The sequence below is a fragment of the Neisseria sp. HMSC068C12 genome (assembly GCF_001814095.1).
In the GTDB taxonomy this organism is placed as follows: Bacteria; Pseudomonadota; Gammaproteobacteria; order Burkholderiales; family Neisseriaceae; genus Neisseria; species Neisseria perflava.
Genome location: NZ_KV814812.1, coordinates 224893 through 239502, shown reverse-complemented (window position 1 = coordinate 239502; position 14610 = coordinate 224893). Strand labels below are relative to the sequence as shown.

The window sequence follows — 14610 nt, the reverse complement described above, 5'->3', positions numbered from 1 at the left end:
AGTCAAACTGAGAGGTTTTTTATTTCAGGCCGTCTGAAACTACAACACATAAAAATAAATACTGATAAATTGCGTCAAACTGCCTGCTAAGACAAACAAGTGCCAGATACCGTGGCCGTGGCGGATTTTCGTATCGTTGATAAACCAATAAATCCCCGCGCTATACAATACGCCGCCCAACACCAGCCAAAATAATCCACCAGCCGAAAGCGACTGTATCAGCGGCCATACCGCCACCACAATCAGCCAGCCCATCAACACATAAATCACCATCGACAGCAGCCGCTTCTCGCTTTTGCGCCCAATTGTCAGTTCCTGAACAATGCCTAGCAAAGCCAATCCCCAAGACACGCCGAAAAGCGACCAGCCCCAGCCGCCGTGAAGGGTAATCAGCGTAAACGGCGTATAACTGCCTGCAATCAAAAGATAAATCATACAATGATCAACCTTTTGCAAAATCGCCTTGGCCTTAGGCTGCGGAATACTGTGATATAAGGTTGAACCCAAATACAGAAGCAGCAGGCAGATTCCGTAAGTCAGTGCACCGGCAATCCGATAGCCGTCCGCCGATTCCACCGCTTTCACCAGCATCAGCACCAACGCCGCCACTGCCAATAAGAAACCGGCCAAATGGCTGTACGCATTAAATCTCTCGCCGTGATACATAAACCATTCTCATTTCTAAAAGACCAAAGTGTACGCGAAGACAGAGGCTTCGTCAGAGAAATCGGTTTAAAAATAAGTTAAAGCGCAAAGGCCGTCTGAAAAACACGGCCTTGCAATATAACAAAAACATCTTTGCAACAAACAAACCATTCTTTCCCTTTTTCAGACGGCCTCACTAAAGTATCGACTATCGCCAAGGTTGCAAAGAGAGAAAAAATGTCCATCCAAAACCACCACCTCGACTGGCTCGAAGCCGAGTCTATCTACATCATCCGCGAAGTCATTGCCAACGCCCAAAATCCGGCCTTGCTGTTTTCCGGCGGCAAAGACTCAGTCGTATTGCTGGCGCTTGCCGTCAAAGCCTTCCAAATCGAAGGCCGTCCGCTGAAGCTGCCGTTCAAACTCCTGCACGTCGATACCGGCCACAATTACCCCGAAGTCATCCAATTCCGCGACGACACAGTCGCGCGTACCGGCGTACAACTTGTGATCGGTAGCGTAGAAGAATCCATCCGCAAAGGCAGTGTCGTCTTGCGCCGCGAAACCGATTCTCGCAACGCCGCCCAAGCCGTTACGCTGGTTGAAACCATTGAAGAACAAGGCTTTGATGCGCTAATGGGCGGCGCTCGCCGCGATGAAGAAAAAGCGCGCGCCAAAGAACGCATCTTCTCTTTCCGCGACGAGTTCGGCCAATGGGATCCTAAAAACCAACGTCCTGAATTATGGTCGCTCTACAACACACGCCTGTTCCAAGGCGAAAACATGCGCGTATTCCCGATTTCCAACTGGACGGAATTGGACATCTGGCAATACATCGCACGCGAAAAACTCGCCCTGCCGCCGATTTATTACACCCACAAGCGCGAAGTTGTCGAACGCAACGGCCTGCTCGTTCCCGTTACCCCGTTGACCCCAAAACGCGAAGGCGAAATTGCCCAAATCCGTGATGTCCGTTTCCGCACCGTCGGCGATATTTCCTGCACCTGCCCTGTTGCCAGTACCTCCGCCACGCCCGAAGACATCATTGCTGAAACCGCCGCCGCAACCATTTCCGAACGCAGCGCCACGCGCATGGACGACCGCGTATCGGAAGCGGCAATGGAAGAACGCAAAAAACAAGGCTATTTCTAAACCGGTTTTTCAGACGGCCCATATATATTTCAAACCCGAACAACACGGCAAAACCATCTGCCCCTGCCGTGTTGTTTGCTTTATTATTCTTGCAAATATCATTTAACAACAAAAGCTTAATTAAAAATCCTTACCAAGCGACAAACAATAAAACATAAACAAACATGGTATAATAAACGCTTACAGGCAGAGATTTAGACAAAAGTCTCAGGCCGTCTGAAGGAGGAAAAACATGAATCGACGCGTTTATATCGTACATGGCTTTGAAGGCAATCCGCACGGCAACTGGTTTGACTGGCTTTGCGCCCAAATCAAAAGCACCGGCGCACAAGCAATCTCCCTCGCCATGCCCAATCCCGACAAACCAAGCACGACCGCGTGGCAGTTTACCCTTGACCAGCACATCGGCAAGCCCGATGCCCATACCTTCCTAGTCGGCCACAGTCTCGGCTGCATTACCCTCCTTCACTTTCTCAGCCGCCAACAGCCCCAAAAAATCGGCGGTCTGTTGCTTGCCGCCGGTTTTGCCGATACGCTGCCACCCCTGCCTGCGCTTGATGCCTACATTAAAGCAGCGTCGCCCGATTTCGACATCCTGCGCAAAATCGACATGCCCAAACACTGTCTGGTTTCCGACAACGACACCCATGTTCCGCCCGAACTGACTTTGGACATGGCGGCCAAACTCAAAAGTCCTGTTACCCATATTCCCGAAGGCGGCCATTTGATGGCTTCGGACGGCTTTACCCAACTGCCGCAGGCTTGGGAAGCACTGAAACCCATGTTGACCGAATAAACACGCAATATAATTTGGTTTTCAGACGGCCTTGTCTGTCTCCCCTCCCCACGACAGGCCGTCTGAACGACAATAAAAAAACAACCTGCCCTTTCAAGCAGGTTGTTTCTTTTTATGCCTTATTGACAGCAAATTTAATATTGCACCGTCCATTCAATCTCACCGCCGGCCCTCATCGGTACAAGCTCGCCATCGCCGTAAGGTACGCTGATAGGTACGGTTTGTGTTTGTTTGACCAATGTGATGGTATCGGTATTTTCAGGCAGACCGTAGAAGTGCGAACCGTTTCTAGAAGCAAAGGCTTCCAGTTTGTCCAACGCGCCTGCTTTCTCAAACACTTCAGCATAAAGCTCAATGGCAGTCATCGCGCTGAACATACCGGCACAACCGCAAGCATTTTCTTTGGCAGTTTTGGCATGTGGTGCAGAATCCGTGCCGAGGAAGAATTTGTGCGCCTTATCACCGGTAACGGCGGCAACCAAAGCCTGACGGTGGGTTTCGCGTTTGAGAACCGGCAGGCAGAAATGATGAGGGCGCACGCCGCCGACCAAAAGGTCGTTGCGGTTGAGCAGCAAGTGTTGCGGCGTCACGGACGCGGCCACATTATCGCCAGCTTCCAATACCAGTCGGGCTGCTTCGGCAGTGGTGATGTGTTCAAACACGACCTTGAGGTTGGGCACTTGCGCCAGAACCGGCTTCATCACGCGCTCGATAAAGGCGGCCTCGCGGTCGAAAATATCGATTTCGGGGTCGGTTACTTCGCCGTGAACCAAGAACAAAATACCCTGTTTCGCCATTTCTTCCAACACGGGAATTAGCTTAAACAAGTCGGTCACGCCGGAATCGGAATTGGTGGTCGCGCCTGCTGGATAGAGTTTGAAAGCCACGATACCGGCAGCCTTGGCTTCACGCACGAGTTCGGGAGTAGCGTTGTCGGTCAAATAAAGCGTCATCAACGGCTGAAAGGCACTGCCTTCTGGCAGGGCGGCCATAATGCGCTCTTTGTATGCTTGGGCATCGGCAATGCTGACAACGGGCGGCTTCAGGTTGGGCATGATAACCGCGCGACCCATTTGTCGGGCGGTGTAGGGGGCAACGGCTTTGAGCGCGTCACCGTCGCGCAGGTGTAAGTGCATATCGTCGGGGCGGATGATGGTCAGGGTTTGCATAGCTTACTTTCGAGTGGTTTGGTTTGATAATGTTTCAGACGGCCTTTATTCGGCGGTAACGGTTTCTATCGATTTGATGTTTCAATCGTCAACCGGCCTAAGGCAAAACGGCGGCCTTATTGTCGTAAGAATGATGGGTCAAATAAAAAACAGCCTGTACCGGAAAATGCTCGGACGACGTTGTTTTGACGGTCAGCAAGGTTTCTTTCGGACTGCCGGACGCGCGCCATGCGTAGGAAATCTGACGCATAGGCAACGGGGCTTCCGCCAAATTATCGGCACGCAACTCAGCGTTCAAACCTTGCGGCGGATTTTCTGCCAAAGCTAAAAATTGTTTGAAAATCAGATGGTCGTCGGCTTTAGCCGTGCGCACGCTGCAACTGTCTTCAGTCAGGCTCAAATAATAATCTACGCCGTTTTCCGTTTTCTTCCAAATGCTTAATGCCTCCAAATCCATCATTCCGGCAGGCAAATCGGCAATATCTTTTTTCGACAATAAAACCAGTTTGTTGGCATTGGCAAACTCGCCGACAAGGGCGGCATCGCCGTCTGAGGCCACGCAGCTTTGGCGGAACAAGTCGGTTACATTTTGGGCATAATCGGCAGCGTTCTGCGGCGAAACGCCTTCCTTGCCGCATGCACTCAGGCAGACGGCCAATACGGCGGCACACAACGCGACGGCTTTAGACATTTCAGACGGCCTTATTTGTGTTTCAACACCAGCTTGAACACGCCGTCGGCTTCGCTCGATTCCAACAAGACATGTCCGGTCTGACGGCAAAACGCTTCAAAATCGCCGGGCGCGCCGCCATCGGTAGCCAATACGGTCAGCACTTCGCCCTCCTGCATTTGCGCCAAAGCTTTTTTAGCACGCAAAATCGGCAGCGGGCATTTCAAACCGATGACATCCAGAGTTTGTGTATTCATGATGAAAACTCGTCATATTAATCAGAATTAACGTCAATTATACCGCACTTACTTGCACCCCACCCTGCAAGCCCATAAAATAAAGCCGTTTTTCACTTTGGAGCTGTCTATGCGCCGTTTTGCCCTTCTCGCTCTCAGCCTTGCCGCGACTCAAGCATTTGCTTTGGGTTTCAGCCAAAAGGATACGCTGACCAACACGCGTTATCAGGAAAGCCCTGAAGAAGTTGCCGCACGCGAATTTAAAGAACATAAAGCCGAGTTGCCGCCCTTGCCCGATACCCAATCGGGCGATTGGTTCGACCTCTATGTCAACGAAACCTACGGCAAGCAGCCCAAAATCCTGCTCAGCAGCCTGCAAATCATGCCTGCGCCGGACAACAGCATCCGCTATGTCTTGAACGTACGCTCCGACAAAGGCTACGACAACCTCTCCGTCGAAGGCCTCTATTGCGCCCGTACGTCCTTTACTTACAGTAACGACAAGCGTTCTTCTTACAAAGTATTCGCATACGGCGACACAGTAAACCACCGCTGGATCGAGCCGCGTAAAGGCGATTGGAAGCTGATCGGCAATGCGTTCAGCCGCAATGATGCCCTGCACACCGCCCTGTATCAGGCATTCTGTATCGACGGTATGCCGACAACGGTCGAAGGCTTGGTACAACGTTTGAAAGAACGCGGCGGCCGTCACGGCACAACACTGACCAAGCACGACAAATAAACCGCTTTAATCAACAAAAAGGCCGTCTGAAATTTTTCAGACGGCCTTGTCTTTCAAGACGGTTTAGAATTTGTGATACAGGCCCACAGAAGCGGCTTTTTGTTCAACGCCGCCTTTGTTGGCCGCAGTCAGACGGGTTTTGTTGCCGACTTTCAGATACGCCAGTTGAGCATTGATGCCGGTGCGTTTGCTGAAGGTGTATTGGCCGCCGATAACGACTTGGTCGAATTTATCCACCAATTTCTCGCCACTGTTCACGCCCTTGGCAGGCCAGCCGTGTGCGTAAGTAATGCGTGGGGTCACGTTGCCGAATTTGTAGCCGACAGTTACCGCTGCATCAACTACTTTCACGGCTTCCTCTTTGCCTGTGTCGGTAGTGATGTCACTACCCTTGTACTGATTAAAATCATCGGTGAAATAGCCTAAATATTTGTTGGCTGTCTCATGGCCTTTGGCATATTGTACGCCGCCGCCGACAAAGAGATTGTCTTTATCGTAATAAGTTTCGACTTTGGCGATTTGCGCCGCTTTGGCTTTGCTTGATTTGTCGGTGTACGCGCCGTTGTAGTGGCCGTAAGCCGCATTGGCGGTAAAGCCGTTTTTAGAGAAACTCACGCCGCCGGTGTATTGGTCTTTGGCCGCTTGGGTATGCGTGTATTTATCTGAAGGATTGCGGTTGTCGCGCGGTGCGTAAGACACGTTGAATTTGAATCCGCCGAAATCCGGGCTGTCGTAGCGTACAGCGGCGTTGCGGTTGCCGGTACGGGTAAAGATGCCCAAGCCTGCGGCATTGGTTTTGTACATCCATGGATCGATGGTGTCCATTTCATTCAGCATATTGCTGAGTTTACCGGCGCGAATCTTACCGAAGTTACCTTGCAGGCCGATGAAGGAGTCCCGAGTGGCAAAACCTTGGGAACCGCCGGTAATGGCCGTTTTTTGTTCTACCTGCCAAATGGCTTTCAAATCGCCGCCCAAGTTCTCGCTGCCTTTGAAACCGATGCGGGAGGTATTGTCATTGATGCTGGTTGCGGTAGAGCTGGTTTCAGAACCTGCATCACCTTTGATTTTTACTTGACCGACGGTCACGCTACTTTTGATTTGACCATACAGAATCACTTCTGCAGATGCAGCCAGCGGCAAACCGGCAATAACCAAAGCGATAATCGATTTTTTCATTATTCTCTCCAAAACAAAGTTAAAATCTCGTGAAAACACGTTTAGCAATATTAATGTTTTCCAACGCTACAAACAACTACTTTCATCTTGATAAGCACTTTTATTTATTAGAGTTTAGACTTTTTACAACATTTTCAAATAAAACAGGCCGTCTGAAAGAAATTTCAGACGGCCTCTCCCATTCAAAGTCACTGCAAGGACAATCATCCCTCTTATTGCAATCATTTAATCAAAAATGATTGCTTGATAAATGTTTGCCATATATCAACCCAACATTCCCAAATTGCCACTATCATTAACTTTCTTCTTATGAAGAAGTTTTTTTATATCAATAATTTATTTGGTATAAATTTTTTCTTTTACCTAATATAAATAAACAGGAGCCCTTATGTTGAACAAACATCTCTTTTTATCTTTGCTAATGGCTGTCTCTACTGCAACGGTATCCGCCGAAACCCATCATGCACATTGGTCTTACACAGGTGAAAACGATGCTGCACACTGGGGCGATTTAAGTGAAGACTTTGCTGTCTGCAAAACAGGCAAACAGCAATCTCCTGTGGACTTCTCCGCAACAAAAGCAGTAAAAGGCAAACAACTGGCATACCGTTACAACGTCGCCGACTACAAAGTAGAAAATAACGGCCATACCCTTCAAGCCACGCCGCAAGGCAAGGCACAAACCATCGTGATTAACGGTAAAACCTATACCTTAAAACAATTCCACTTCCATACGCCGAGCGAACATACTTTCAAAGGCAAACATTTCCCGATGGAAGCGCATTTCGTCCATCAAGCCGAAGACGGTACTTTGGCGGTCATCGGCTCTGTATTTAAACCGGGCAAAAACAACCCTGCCTTGTCCGCACTCATTGCCAAAAAACTGAAAGCAGGCGAATCCGTAGATTTGAAAAACTTGAATATCCAAGCCCTGCTGCCTAAAGATAGCAAGTCATTTCAGCTGAAAGGCTCGCTGACAACGCCGCCTTGCAGCGAAAACGTGACTTGGGTTGTCTTAAAAACTCCGGTTCAGGCAGATGCGGCGCAGTTTAAAGCCATGCGCGACATTATCGGTGGCGAAAACAACCGTCCCGTACAACCTTTGAACGACCGCGAAGTCAATGAAGACAAATAACTTCTAAGGCCGTCTGAAAAGAAAAAAGCACCCGGATAACGGGTGCTTTTTCAATCACATCAATCAGGCTTTTTTGTTACCCAACGCGGCTTTCACAAACGCGCTGAATAAAGGATGGCCTTTGCGCGGATTGGAAGTAAATTCCGGATGGAACTGACACGCGAAGAACCAAGGATGATTTGGCAATTCGATGGTTTCAACCAAACGCTCACGGCCTGCGGATACGCCGCCGATGACCAAACCAGCTTTTTCCAACTGAGGCACATAGTTGTTGTTGACCTCGTAGCGGTGGCGATGACGTTCGCGGATATGTTCGCTACCGTAGATTTTTGCGGCAAGGCTGCCCGGTTTGAGGTCAACTTCTTGCGCACCCAAACGCATGGTACCGCCCAAATCGGCAGATTCGTCACGGGTTTCTACGCTACCGTCTGCAGTTTGCCATTCGTCAATCAGGGCAACGACAGGCGCAGCGCATTTCAAGTCAAACTCGGTAGAGTTCGCACCTTTCAAGCCTGCAACATCGCGGGCGTATTCGATCAGGGCAATTTGCATGCCCAAGCAGATGCCCAAGTATGGTACGTTGTTTTCACGCGCATAGCGTACGGCGGCAATTTTGCCTTCCACGCCGCGTGAACCGAAGCCGCCCGGCACCAAAATCGCGTCCATGTCTTTGAGCATGGAAACGTCGCCATTGCCCTTCTCAATGCTTTCGCTGTCGACAAAGGTAATTTGTACGTCGGTTTCAGTGTGAATACCGGCGTGTTTCAGTGCTTCGATCAATGATTTGTAGGACTCGGTCAAATCAACGTATTTGCCGACCATCGCGATTTTGACGGTATGTTTCGGATTTTGAATCGCGTGAACGATTTTCTTCCATTCGGTCAAATCGGCTTGTTTGACATTCAGTTGAAGCTGCTCGGTAATGATGCTATCGATGCCTTGGTTGTGCAGCATTTCAGGGCATTCGTAAATGCTGTCCACATCGTAGCTGCCCACGATGGCGCGTTCTTCAACGTTACAGAACAAAGCAATCTTACGGCGCTCGTCCGCAGGCATTTCTCTGTCCATACGGCAGATCAGGATGTCCGGTTGTAAACCGATGCTCAACATTTCTTTAACGGTATGCTGGGTCGGTTTGGTTTTGATTTCGCCGGCGGCGGCAATGTAGGGAACATAGCTCAGGTGGGCAAACAATGTATTATTACGGCCGAGCTGGCTGCGCATTTGACGGATGGCTTCCAAGAAAGGCAACGATTCGATATCGCCGACTGTACCGCCGATTTCAACAATCGCCACATCATAACCAGCCGCGCCTTCATGGATACGGCGTTTAATTTCATCAGTAATGTGCGGAATCACTTGTACGGTACCGCCCAAATAGTCGCCGCGACGCTCTTTGGCAATCACGTTTTCATAGACTTGGCCGGTACTGAAGCTGTTGCGGCGGGTCATGGTGGCGTTGATGAAACGCTCATAGTGACCAAGGTCGAGGTCAGTTTCCGCGCCGTCATCGGTCACAAATACTTCGCCGTGTTGAAACGGGCTCATGGTACCCGGGTCAACGTTGATATACGGGTCAAGCTTAAGCATGGTCACGTTCAAGCCACGCGACTCGAGAATAGTAGCAATAGAAGCGGCGGCGATACCTTTACCCAAAGAAGATACAACGCCGCCGGTTACGAAAATGAATTTAGTCATGATGTGATACCCATGTTGGAATGTGTGATTTTAACTTGAAGCAGCATATTCTGGCAAACGGCAAAAGCTTCAGGCCGTCTGAAAACAGCGTTTTCAGACGGCCTTATCATACTGATTCTATATATCAGCGCAGCTCGCGGCGCAGGATTTTGCCAACGTTGGATTTTGGCAACTCGTCGCGGAATTCGATGTCTTTCGGCACTTTATACGCCGTCAGTTCTTTGCGGCAGAAATCGATCAGTTCTTCCTTGGTCAAAGACGGGTCTTTGCGTACGACGAAGACCTTAATCGCTTCACCGGTTTTCTCGCTTGCCACGCCGATACAGGCGACTTCCAAGACTTTGTCGTTGCTGGCCACCACTTCTTCGATTTCGTTCGGATATACATTGAAACCGGATACCACAATCAAATCTTTTTTGCGGTCCACCAGCTTCAGCCAGCCTTTTTCATCCATCACGGCAATGTCGCCGGTCTCTAAAAAGCCGCGTGCATCGATTGCTTTGGCGGTTTCTTCAGGACGGTTCCAATAGCCTTTCATCACTTGCGGACCGCGTACCCACAATTCGCCCGGCTGTCCGATAGGCACTTCTTTGCCGTCCGCATCGCGTAATTCGACTTCGGTCGAAGGAACCGGCAAACCGATACCGCCGCTGTAAGCCTCGATATTCAAAGGATTGCAACACACACCCGGGCTGGCTTCGGTCAAACCGTAAGCTTCCACAATCGGCGTACCGGTGATTTTTTTCCATTTTTCCGCAACGGCTTTTTGCGTTGCCATACCGCCGCCCAAAGTCAGCTTCAAACGGGAAAAATCGACTTCGGCGAAATCCGGACGGTTGACCATCGCATTAAACAAGGTATTCACACCGATGAACACGCTAATCGGCTCTTTTTTCAATTCGCCGATAAACCCCTTCATATCGCGAGGGTTGGTAATCAGGATGATTTTAGAACCGGTATTCGCAAAGATCATCAGGTTTACCGTCAAGGCAAAGATATGATAAAGCGGCAACGCGGCAATAACCGTTTCTTTGCCTTCGTGCAGGCTGTTTTTAATCCATTCTTTTGCCTGCAACATATTGGCGCAGATATTGCCATGACTGAGGACGGCACCTTTTGCCAAACCGGTCGTGCCGCCTGTATATTGCAGCAAGGCAGTATCGTCACGTGTCAACTCGACTGGTTTGAACGTATTTGCTGCACCTTGCTTCAAGGCCGTCTGAAAAGTGATGGTATTTGGAATGCGGTATTCCGGCACCATTTTTTTCACTTTGCGGATGACAAAGTTCAGCAACGCGCCCTTAATCATGCCGAACATCTCGCCGACCGACGCGACAATCACATGTTTGATTTGCGTACGCGGCAACACCAGCTCCAGCGTATTGGCAAAGTTCTCCAACACGACAATCGTGGTCGCACCGCTGTCTTTCAACTGATGCTCCAACTCGCGCGGCGTATAAAGCGGATTGGTATTCACTGCCACCAAACCTGCCTGCAAAATACCGAAAAGCGCAATCGGATATTGCAAAACGTTCGGCATCATAATTGCCACACGCTCACCGCGCGGTAGTTTCAATACGTTTTGCAGGTAAGACGCAAAATCGGTCGCCAACTTGCCCACTTCGGCATAAGTCAGTGTTTTGCCCATATTTTGAAAAGCAGGTTTATCTGCGAATTTCTCGACACTTTGACGGAATACATCGCTGATGGAGCTGTATTGAGAGATATCGATTTCAGGGTTTACGCCTTGTTCGTAGCTTTTGAGCCAGAGTTTTTCCATATTGATCAGTCTTTTATTTAGTCGTTTTTTGAAATCGAGGCCGTCTGAAAGGCTTTATTCAATCTGCCGCTTCGTTTTCAGACGGCCCTTTTATTAAGCTGTAATAATGACAGGCTTGTCGGTGGACATGATGATACCGCCGCCCAAGCACACATCGCCGTCATACAGTACCGCAGATTGGCCTGGGGTTACTGCCCACTGCGGCTCGTCAAAAACAAGCTCGATGGTTTCATCATCTAAATAACGCAACGTACAAGGCGCGTCGGCCATACGGTAGCGCGTTTTGCAGGTATAGCGGCCTTCTTTCGGGCGTTCTGGCAATGTGAAGCTCAAATCGTTCATAACCAGGCTTTGCGTATAAAGCAAAGGATGGTCATGGCCTTGGACGACAATCAGTTCGTTTTTGGTCAAATCCTTGGCCGCAACAAACCACGGCTCGCCTGCGCCGCCGATGCCCAAGCCTTTGCGTTGGCCCAGCGTGTAAAACATCAAGCCGACGTGTTCGCCGACTACTTTGCCTTCAGGGGTCACCATTTTGCCATTATTGGTCGGCAGGTATTTTTGCAAAAACTCGCGGAACGGGCGTTCGCCGATAAAGCAGATGCCGGTACTGTCTTTTTTGGTTGCAGTCGGTAATTTGAATTCTTCGGCAAGACGGCGGACTTCAGGCTTCTCCAACTCACCCAATGGGAAAATCGAGCGCTCGAGTTGGAAAGGCTTGAGACGATATAGGAAATAGCTTTGGTCTTTATTTTGATCCAAGCCTTTGAGCAGGTAATGCACGCCGTTTCGAACTTCTTTGCGGGCATAGTGTCCGGTGGCAATGGTATCGGCGCCCTGCTCTATGGCATAGTCCAAAAAGCATTTGAATTTAATTTCGGCATTGCACAAGATATCCGGGTTTGGCGTGCGGCCTGCGCTGTATTCTTTGAGAAAATAGGCAAATACGTTGTCTTTATATTGCGCGGCAAAATTGACGATGTCGATGTCGATGCCGATGATATCGGCAACGGCAATGGCATCAAAGGAATCTTGTTTGATGCTGCAATATTCGTCGTTGTCGTCATCTTCCCAGTTCTGCATGAACACGCCGCTGATTTGATGGCCTTGCTGTTTGAGCAGGGCCGCGGTAACGGATGAATCGACGCCGCCGGAGAGGCCGACGATGATGTTTGCTGGTGTGTTGTGAGTATTCATGAGCGGAATGTGGGTTTTAAATACATTTTTTAAAGCGTGATTTTAGCACATTTTGATTTGACGACAGAAAAGGCCGTCTGCAAGCCCAATGACTTTCAGACGGCCTTTATATGCAAATTCAAGCAATTAGTGCTGATGTGCGCCACCGTGTGCGCCGTGATCGTGCTGCATTTCGGCTTTAGGCGCGGTTTTCACTTCCAGCTCGACAGTTTGAGGTTTGGCGTTTTTGAATTTCAGGGTTACAGGCACTTTTTCGCCTTCTTTCAATTGTTTTTTCAGACCCATGAACATAACGTGGTAACTGCCCGGTTTCAGCTCGGTTACGCCTTTTGCAGCTAAAGGCACGCCGCCTTTAACTTCGCGCATACGCATAACGCCGTTGTCGTTAATATGGGTATGTACTTCAACGCGTTCTGCAACAGGGCTGCTGCCGCCTACCAAGAAGTCTTGTTTGGCTTCATCGTTTTGGATTTTCATGAATGCGCCACCCATTTTCATACCTTCGACAGTAGCACGCGCCCAACCGTCTTCGATATGGATACCGGCTGCAGATACGGAAGTTGCCAAGCCTGCCAGAATCAGGGTTGCCATTAATTTTTTCATGTTTTGCTCCTTGTGTTTGCCAAATGGCTGGGATATACAGCCTTCATCTTACAACCAAAGGCCGTCTGAAAACTTTGATATAGATTAATTAATACTATCTAATCCTAACGAATTACCATATTACCACATTTTTAAGCAGTTAATGCAATAATCCAAACAATAAATAACATGAACAAAGCCATCAATTGCGCGGCCGAGCCGGCATCTTTGGCACGCTTGGCCAGCTCGTGTTTTTCAGTAGAGGTATGGTCAACGGCTGCTTCGACGGCGGTATTAAACAATTCGGTAATCAATGAAATAAACGATGCGACAACAAGCACCATTTTGATGGCCGGCCCGAAATCAAGGAATAAGGCCAAGACAATTAAAATCAGGTTCAACCAAAAAACTTGGCGAAATGCGCTTTCATAACGGTACGCGGCAGCCAGTCCGTCTTTGGAATAGCCAAACGCATTGATAATGCGCTTAATGCCGTTTTTACCTTTTTTTTCAGATGCGTAGGAAGATGGTTCCATCATATTCTCAACATAAAAAGGCCGTCTGAAAAGAAACGGTCGGGTCAATTTTCAGACGGCCTTTGGGTTTATTGTTTTGCCCAAGATGCTACGGCATCTGCAAACATAGCGGCAACGTTGAAATCTTTTTGCTTCATGATTTCTTGGAAGCCGGTCGGGCTGGTTACATTGACTTCGGTCAGGTTGTTGCCGATGACATCCAAACCGGCAAGCAAAATACCGCGACGCTTCAATTCAGGCGCAAGGGTTTCTGCGATCTCACGGTCGCGCTCGCTCAATTCCTGTGCCACGCCGCGGCCGCCGGCAGCCAAGTTGCCGCGCGTTTCTCCGTTTTGCGGAATACGCGCCAAAGCATACGGAACAACCTCTCCACCAATAATCAGAATGCGCTTGTCGCCATGTACGATTTCAGGAATATAACGTTGCGCCATGATGGTACGTGAATCAAGCTGCATCAGGGTTTCCAAAATACTGCCGATATTGGGGTCGGATTCGGTTAGGCGGAAAATGCCCATACCGCCCATACCGTCCAAAGGTTTGATAATGATGTCGCCGTGTTCTTTCAAAAAGGCACGGACATCGGCGGAACGTGTGGTAACCAAAGTCGGCGCGGTAAACTGGCTGAAGTTCAAAATAGCCAATTTTTCATTGAAATCGCGCATTGCCTGCCCGCTGTTAAATACTTTTGTACCCTGCTGCTGTGCCAACGTCAAAAACTGGGTCGCGTACAGATATTGCATATCAAACGGCGGATCAGTGCGCATAATGACCGCATCGAAATCTTTCAAGGCCGTCTGAACTTTTGCCTCTGATTTAAACCATTCGTGATCGTCATCGTTTTTCGCGCCGACAAACTCAAATGCCGCCACCTGAGCCACTACCAAGCCTTCACGGACGGACAATTCTCCGCTCAAGGTATGAAAAAGCTGCCAACCGCGCTTTGCCATTTCACGCATCATGGCGTAAGTAGTGTCTTTATAGGTTTTAAAACTTGCCATCGGATCGGCGATAAACAGGACTTTCATCAAAATTTCCTTGTAAACAGACGATATAATCATACCTTGTATTCGGCCCGCCTGAAAGGGTGGCAAAA

At 49.3% G+C, this 14610-nt stretch carries 15 protein-coding genes; 4 read left to right on the top strand and 11 right to left on the bottom strand.

Annotated elements, in window-relative coordinates:
* Window positions 1-39: 39 nt before the first annotated feature.
* On the bottom strand, window positions 40-666 hold the full coding sequence (locus tag HMPREF2952_RS05560; protein WP_049335514.1) for a PAQR family membrane homeostasis protein TrhA: 627 nt from the start codon (window positions 664-666) through the stop codon (window positions 40-42).
* A 189-nt stretch (window positions 667-855) separates the two neighbouring features.
* On the opposite strand from HMPREF2952_RS05560, the gene cysD reads away from it, so the two are divergent.
* Both cysD and HMPREF2952_RS05550 read left to right on the top strand, forming a co-directional pair.
* The gene (cysD, locus tag HMPREF2952_RS05555) at window positions 856-1797 is read left to right on the top strand and encodes a sulfate adenylyltransferase subunit CysD (protein ID WP_079453679.1); all 942 of its coding nucleotides are present in this window, start codon (window positions 856-858) and stop codon (window positions 1795-1797) included.
* A 232-nt stretch (window positions 1798-2029) separates the two neighbouring features.
* Window positions 2030-2593, top strand: a complete 564-nt coding sequence (locus HMPREF2952_RS05550) for an RBBP9/YdeN family alpha/beta hydrolase (RefSeq protein WP_049322739.1) — start codon at window positions 2030-2032, stop codon at window positions 2591-2593.
* Between the two features lie 134 nt (window positions 2594-2727).
* Here the strand turns inward: HMPREF2952_RS05550 and pyrC are convergent, their stop codons facing one another.
* From pyrC to HMPREF2952_RS05535, 3 genes are all read right to left on the bottom strand, one after another.
* Window positions 2728-3762: a dihydroorotase gene (gene pyrC, locus HMPREF2952_RS05545; RefSeq protein WP_070504408.1), complete on the bottom strand. Its 1035-nt coding sequence runs from the start codon at window positions 3760-3762 to the stop codon at window positions 2728-2730.
* Between the two features lie 97 nt (window positions 3763-3859).
* Window positions 3860-4453, bottom strand: a complete 594-nt coding sequence (locus HMPREF2952_RS05540; protein WP_070588346.1) for an NMCC_0638 family (lipo)protein — start codon at window positions 4451-4453, stop codon at window positions 3860-3862.
* A gap of 11 nt (window positions 4454-4464) precedes the next feature.
* Window positions 4465-4689: a sulfurtransferase TusA family protein gene (locus tag HMPREF2952_RS05535; protein WP_003681929.1), complete on the bottom strand. Its 225-nt coding sequence runs from the start codon at window positions 4687-4689 to the stop codon at window positions 4465-4467.
* A 109-nt stretch (window positions 4690-4798) separates the two neighbouring features.
* On the opposite strand from HMPREF2952_RS05535, the gene HMPREF2952_RS05530 reads away from it, so the two are divergent.
* Complete coding sequence (locus HMPREF2952_RS05530; protein WP_039862007.1) at window positions 4799-5410, top strand: CNP1-like family protein; 612 nt, start codon at window positions 4799-4801, stop codon at window positions 5408-5410.
* A 63-nt stretch (window positions 5411-5473) separates the two neighbouring features.
* Here the strand turns inward: HMPREF2952_RS05530 and HMPREF2952_RS05525 are convergent, their stop codons facing one another.
* Window positions 5474-6589 carry a porin gene (locus HMPREF2952_RS05525; protein ID WP_004519454.1) on the bottom strand — a complete coding sequence of 372 codons (1116 nt, stop codon included), beginning with the start codon at window positions 6587-6589 and terminating at the stop codon, window positions 5474-5476.
* 388 nt (window positions 6590-6977) lie between these two features.
* Between HMPREF2952_RS05525 and HMPREF2952_RS05520 the strand changes: the two genes are divergently transcribed.
* Window positions 6978-7724 carry a carbonic anhydrase gene (locus tag HMPREF2952_RS05520; RefSeq protein ID WP_004519452.1) on the top strand — a complete coding sequence of 249 codons (747 nt, stop codon included), beginning with the start codon at window positions 6978-6980 and terminating at the stop codon, window positions 7722-7724.
* A 63-nt stretch (window positions 7725-7787) separates the two neighbouring features.
* On the opposite strand, the gene HMPREF2952_RS05515 is transcribed toward HMPREF2952_RS05520, so the two are convergent.
* The 6 genes from HMPREF2952_RS05515 to gshB form a co-directional block, all read right to left on the bottom strand.
* A complete protein-coding gene (locus HMPREF2952_RS05515) occupies window positions 7788-9422 on the bottom strand; it encodes a CTP synthase (RefSeq protein WP_004519451.1) in 1635 nt (544 codons plus the stop codon).
* 124 nt (window positions 9423-9546) lie between these two features.
* Entirely contained in the window at window positions 9547-11202 is a 1656-nt protein-coding gene (locus HMPREF2952_RS05510; RefSeq protein WP_004519450.1) for an AMP-binding protein, read from the bottom strand.
* Between the two features lie 93 nt (window positions 11203-11295).
* The gene (gene mnmA, locus HMPREF2952_RS05505; RefSeq protein WP_004519449.1) at window positions 11296-12399 is read right to left on the bottom strand and encodes a tRNA 2-thiouridine(34) synthase MnmA; all 1104 of its coding nucleotides are present in this window, start codon (window positions 12397-12399) and stop codon (window positions 11296-11298) included.
* Between the two features lie 126 nt (window positions 12400-12525).
* Window positions 12526-13002 carry a copper chaperone PCu(A)C gene (locus HMPREF2952_RS05500; RefSeq protein ID WP_004519448.1) on the bottom strand — a complete coding sequence of 159 codons (477 nt, stop codon included), beginning with the start codon at window positions 13000-13002 and terminating at the stop codon, window positions 12526-12528.
* A gap of 131 nt (window positions 13003-13133) precedes the next feature.
* Window positions 13134-13517 carry a diacylglycerol kinase gene (locus HMPREF2952_RS05495; protein ID WP_070695357.1) on the bottom strand — a complete coding sequence of 128 codons (384 nt, stop codon included), beginning with the start codon at window positions 13515-13517 and terminating at the stop codon, window positions 13134-13136.
* 68 nt (window positions 13518-13585) lie between these two features.
* A complete protein-coding gene (gshB, locus tag HMPREF2952_RS05490; RefSeq protein ID WP_039862001.1) occupies window positions 13586-14542 on the bottom strand; it encodes a glutathione synthase in 957 nt (318 codons plus the stop codon).
* Window positions 14543-14610 lie beyond the last annotated feature (68 nt).